Raw genomic sequence first — 5151 nt, 5'->3', positions numbered from 1 at the left:
TCCGGCACAGGCCGTTGCCGCCCGCGTCCCAGTAGTGGCCGCCGTCGGTGGACTCCAACCAGACCCCGTTGAACGGGAACGTCACCCCCTGGACGAACGGCGCGCCGGGCGCGGCCACCGCGGTGCTGCCGGCCAGCGCGGTGACCCCGCCGAGTCCGAGCGCCGCGGCGAGGACGAGCGCCGTCCTGCGCTTCGTGACCCTTCCTGGTCGACCTGTTCTCGGGCGCGCCAGAGTCATCGTCGTATTCCCCTCAAGGTGGAACGGCCGCCGTCACACCGAGGACGAGCGGCCGTGGTCACGTCAGCCCACCGCTGACGCTCCTCGACCGTACGAGCGGGCGGGTCACGGGGCGACGGTCAAAGTGGGGGGCGCGACCCCCTAGGACTGACCGTCGAAAGTTGCCCGATGGGGAAAATCAGTGACCGATTCTCCCGTTTCGGTTGCTGACCTCCTGCTTCTCACAGCATTCTGCTGACCAGAGGGCCCCGCGGACCGCGGCGGCGACCGGGAGAGGGCGGGCGGCGAGGCCGATGAGGGCGACGGAGGGCACGCGCGTGCTCGTCGTCGACGACCACGCGGTCTTCTCCGAGCTTCTCACCCTCGCCCTGGACGACCTGGACGAGTTCCACTGCGTCGGCTCCGCGGCGTCCGTGGCCGAGGCCCTCGCCGTGGCCGCCCGGGAGCGGCCCGGCATCGTCGTGGTCGACCTGATGCTCGGCGACGAGGATGGCCTGGACGTGGTCCGGCTGCTGCGCGGGGCCTACCCGGACGTCGTGATCGTCGTCGTCTCGGCCCACTCCGGCGCCGGCACGCTGGCGTCGGTCGCGGCCGCCGGCGCCAACGGGTTCGCACCCAAGAGCGGCGCGTTCAGCGAGACCGTCGCGGTGCTGCGCCGGGCCCGTCCCGGCTCGGTGTACGTGGCGCCATCCCTGCTGGCACAGGCGATCCCGGCCCCGACCGCGGCCGGCCGGCCACTGACCGCCCGCGAGGCCGACGTGCTCTCACTGATGGGCCACGGCGCCTCGGCCCGGGAGATCGCCCGGATCCTCAACATCTCGGTGAACACCTGCCGCAACTACGTCGCGGCCGTGCACCGCAAGCTCGGCGCGACCACCCAGCTCGAGGCCGTGGTCACGGCCAGCCGGATCGGCCTGATCGGGCCACTCGGTGACCGCTGAGCGGCCCTCCCGCTCGACCGCCGTCCGGGCCGTCGTCGCCCTCGTCCTCACCGCCGCGGTCGCCTTCGCGGCGGTCGGCGCCGCCGCCGACCTCGCCGCCATGCGCATCGCCCGCGACGACGCGCTGCACGAGGCCGTCCGGACCGCGTACGGCGTCAGCCAGGCCGTCTTCGCCTCCGAGCTGCCCGCGGCGGTCGAGGGCAACCGCCGGGCCGGCGCCGACCTGAGCGCCGCGGTGGCCAGCCGGCGCGAGGACGGCACGCTGACCCGGGTCAAGGTCTGGCGCCGGGACGGGACGGTGCTCTGGTCCGACGACGCGGCGGTGGTCGGCCGGCGCTACCCGGTGAAGGCGGCGATGATCCCGGTCTTCGACCGCAACCGCGACCACGCCGGCATCTCGGCCCTCACCGACGCCGACAACGCCGACGAGCGCGCGGGCGTCGGCCGGCTCGTCGAGGTCTACATCCCGTTCGTGCTCGACGGGTCCACGCTCACGATGGAGATGTACTTCTCGGCCGTCCGGGTGCTGGTGGCCGAGCATGAGCTGGGCGAGCAGATAGTGCCGCTCACACTGCTGGCACTGCTGGTGCTCGCGCTGGCGCAGCTGCCGGTGTCGGTCTGGCTGGTGCGCCGGATCAGCGCGGCCCAGCAGGACCGGGAGCGGATGCTGGAGACCGTGCTCGTCTCCTCCGAACGCGAGCGGCGGCTGCTGGCCGGGAACCTGCACGACGGGGTGGTCCAGGAGCTGTCCGGGGCGGCCCAGCTGCTGGACCAGCGGCTGCCCGACATCGCGGTCCCCGAGCACCGCCGTCAGCTCGGGCTGGTCGCGCACGTCCTGCACCGCTCGGTCGGCGACCTGCGGGAGATGCTGCTGGAGCTGCACCCGAGCGAGCTGACCGGCGACAACCTGGCCGAGCTCATCGCCGGCTCAGCGGCCCGTACCGGTCCCGACCTCGAGGTGACCGTCACCAATCGGATCGAGCGGCCGCTCTCCCCCGAGCTGGCCGCGTTCCTCTACCGCTGCGCCCGGGAGTGCGTGACCAACGCGGCCAAGCACGCGGCCGCGACCCGGGTCGGCATCGTGCTCACCGCGGATGCGGACGAGGTCCGGCTGGACGTGCACGACGATGGCGTCGGCATCCCCGCCGGGGCGCTGTCCCCGCGGGACGGGCACCTCGGCCTCACGCTGCTGCAGGATGCGGCCCGCGACCTCGGCGGCTCGTTGCGGGCGCACGGCGACGCGACCGGCACGGTCGTGACGATCGCCGTCCCGGCCGGGCCGGACTGAGTCTCAGACCGGCGGGAGCTCGACGGTGACCACCGTGCCGTTTTCGGCCCGCAGGTGCAGCGAGCCGCCCAGGTCCGCGGCCGCGTCCCGCAACAGGGCCAGCCCGACGTGCCCTCGGGCCGGCGGCAGCGGGTCCGGAACCCCGATCCCGTCATCCTGTACGACCAGCCGAATCCCCAGGGCCGAGCTGGCCAGCGTGATGTCGACCCGGGTCGCCTGCGCGTGCTTGGCCACGTTCACCGCGCACTCCCGGGCGCACCGGTAGAGGAACGCGGCCATCTCCGGCGGCACCGGCCGGTCCAGGTCGGCGGTCACCGAGACCTTCTGGTCCGGGCAGGCCCGGATGGCCGCGGTGGCGACCAGGTCGGCCAGGGTGGCGCTGGTGAGCTCGTCGGGACGCAGCTCGACGAGCAGGTCGCGCAGGTCGTCGACCGCGTCGTACAGGGTCTGGGTGACCAGGCCCATCGCCCGCCGGGTCTCGGGCGGGATCCCCTGCGGCGACCGGGAATCCAGCAGGTACGCCGCCCCGGCCAGCTCTTGGACGAGGTTGTCGTGCAGGTGCCCGGCGATCAGCCGGCGCTCGCGCTCGGAGGAGACCAGCACGGTGCCGAGCATCCGGTCGCGGTCGTGCTGGGCCGCGGCGGTCCGGCGCACCAGCCAGATCGAGACCGGCAGCTGGCAGACCGCGAGCACCAGCAGCGCCACCAGGGCGAAGGTCACGAGCCGCTCGCTCAGCTCGTCCTCGGCCGCGCGGACGCGGGCGTCGGAGGAGTACATCTCCAGAGCCACCACGTCCCCGTTCGCCAGCGTCAGCGGGACGTACGCCTCGACCAGGTCCGGGAACCGTCCACTCTCGACACTCGTCTCGGAGCCGGACAGCCGGGAGATCGAGGAGTAGTCCCGGCCCTGGGAGAAGACCGCGGCGACCGGCGCGCTGAGCGGGTACGTCCGGCCGATGAGCGAGTGGTCGTCGGACCAGAGGACGGTGCCGTCCCGGCGCCAGACCTTCACCCGCAGCAGCGTCCCGTCGTCGCGCCGGGACGCGACGGCGGCGTCCAGGGCTGCGATGGCCGACCGGTCCCCCGCCGCCGCGGCCGGGATCTGCGGCGCGAACACGGCCCGGCCGACGCCACGGGCGGTCCGCAGCCCCTCCGACAGCGCGTCGGCCCGGGCGATCCGGTTGGCGACGACATACGCGGCGGTGCCGACCAGCGCGAAGGAGAGGACCGCGGTCAGCACGAGCCCGACGACGGCCCGCCGTCCGGTCGAGCGGGGCGGGCGCATAGCAGGATTGTGCACCGGACGGCCGGGTCCGCAGGGCGCGTCGACCGGACAGACCTCACTCACATCTGCGATTCAGAGCTCGTCGGGCGGCTGGAGCAGGCCGATCCGACGGGCCTTGAGGACCGCCTCGAGCTGGGTCGCGACGCCAAGCTTGCTGTGCACGGCCCGGACGTGGCTGCGACAGGTGTTGAGCGAGATGTTCAGCACCCGGGCGATCCCCGGGACGCCGGCGCCGCGGCCCATCAGCGCCAGCACCTCGGCCTCCCGCGCGGTGAGCCGGACCGGCCAGCCGTCGTCGTCGGCGGAGATCGCCATGACCTTCGGAGCCGGCAGCAACGTCGGTGCCACCGACATCGTGCCGGGCCGGGCCGAGCGCAGGATCGTCAGCAGCTCGCCGAACGCGCCCCGCTTGGGCGCGAACCCGTTGGCACCGGCGACCGCGACGTTCGCCAGCGCGTACGCGTCCGAGCGGGCCGAGGCGACCACGAGCACGAGATCGACCCGTTCGGCCCGCAGCTGCCGGACCACCTCCAGGCCGTCGTCCTCGCCCAGGGCCAGATCGACCACGACGATGTCGGGCCGGGTCCGGGCCACCAGCGCGAGCGCGTCCGCCAACGACCCGGCCGAGCCGACGCACTCCAGGTCGTCCAGTTCGTCGAGGACGATGCCGAGCAGGTCCGCGAACGCCGCATGGTCGTCGACGATCGCCACCCGCCGCGGCGGGGCCAGCACGCTCTCGGTCATCGTCGACCTCCACCCTGGGATCCGGACCGGCGGGACCGAACCGGTCGCCTGAGCCAGATCGTCAGCGTCGGCCCGGCTCGGGTCAACCCACCCCAGGCGCGGCGGATTGCCGCCGGGACGCCCACGGCACCCGACACGACCGCCGACGGCGGCTCCGGGCGAGCCTCTGGCCACCGCTCTCGGCAACCGGCCCAGCGTTGCTCGGCCGGATGTCGGGCACCCTCGGCCGAACGGTCCCGCCTACTTTGATGAGCTTCGGCGACCTGCTTTGACGAGGAACCGAGCTGCCACCGCCCCGGAGGATCGGGTTTGCGTCGTGGACGCCCGGAGCTCGCTCGCCCCCACCGGCCGTCCCCCACCCACTGGTTGAGGCGGAGGAGCCATGACTGTTGCGCGCCCGAAAGTCGTTCTGGATCTGTGGTCACGACGACACCGGGTCCGGTCCGTCCGTCAGCGGATTCCGAGGAAACGCACCGCGCTCGTCCTGGCCGGCGCCCTCGGGCTGACCGGCGTCGCCGCGCTGGCCGGCAGCACCGCGGTGGCCGCGCCCGGCGCGCCGTTCGTCCAGGGGGTGACGTTCCCGTTCAACGGGGTCTGGTTGGAGTCCACCGACGGCGGCCACTACTGGGACGCGGGCGGCAACGGCCTGTGCCGGA

6 protein-coding genes are annotated in these 5151 nt (G+C 73.7%); 3 read left to right on the top strand and 3 right to left on the bottom strand.

Translation table 11 applies throughout. The features are described 5' to 3' along the window. A partial coding sequence (locus VGP36_17395; protein ID HEV7656493.1) for a hypothetical protein occupies positions 1–238 on the bottom strand: 238 nt, incomplete at its 3' end. A gap of 317 nt (positions 239–555) precedes the next feature. On the opposite strand from VGP36_17395, the gene VGP36_17390 reads away from it, so the two are divergent. Both VGP36_17390 and VGP36_17385 read left to right on the top strand, forming a co-directional pair. Further along, entirely contained in the window at positions 556–1179 is a 624-nt protein-coding gene (locus tag VGP36_17390; GenBank protein ID HEV7656492.1) for a response regulator transcription factor, read from the top strand. Further along, positions 1169–2467 (top strand): ATP-binding protein, encoded by a 1299-nt coding sequence (locus VGP36_17385; protein HEV7656491.1) that lies wholly within the window; start codon positions 1169–1171, stop codon positions 2465–2467. Before VGP36_17390 ends, VGP36_17385 begins: the two co-directional genes overlap by 11 nt. Positions 2468–2470: 3 nt before the next feature. Here VGP36_17385 and VGP36_17380 read toward each other — a convergent pair whose 3' ends face one another. Further along, positions 2471–3751: an ATP-binding protein gene (locus VGP36_17380; GenBank protein ID HEV7656490.1), complete on the bottom strand. Its 1281-nt coding sequence runs from the start codon at positions 3749–3751 to the stop codon at positions 2471–2473. 72 nt (positions 3752–3823) lie between these two features. Beyond that, the gene (locus VGP36_17375; GenBank protein ID HEV7656489.1) at positions 3824–4495 is read right to left on the bottom strand and encodes a response regulator transcription factor; all 672 of its coding nucleotides are present in this window, start codon (positions 4493–4495) and stop codon (positions 3824–3826) included. A 382-nt stretch (positions 4496–4877) separates the two neighbouring features. On the opposite strand from VGP36_17375, the gene VGP36_17370 reads away from it, so the two are divergent. Next, positions 4878–5151: hypothetical protein (locus VGP36_17370; GenBank protein ID HEV7656488.1), on the top strand; the 274-nt coding region annotated here is incomplete at its 3' end.

This window comes from Mycobacteriales bacterium (assembly GCA_035995165.1).
Taxonomy (GTDB): Bacteria; Actinomycetota; Actinomycetes; order Mycobacteriales; family CADCTP01; genus CADCTP01.
Note: the sequence above shows the minus strand (reverse complement) of the source record. Positions and strands in the feature narration are given on the sequence as shown.

Bases quoted from the DNA above. Each gene is read 5' to 3' on its own strand.
- VGP36_17380 (HEV7656490.1), bottom strand. From the start codon at position 3,751: ATGCGCCCGCCCCGCTCGACCGGACGGCGGGCCGTCGTCGGGCTCGTG.
- VGP36_17375 (HEV7656489.1), bottom strand. From the start codon at position 4,495: ATGACCGAGAGCGTGCTGGCCCCGCCGCGGCGGGTGGCGATCGTCGAC.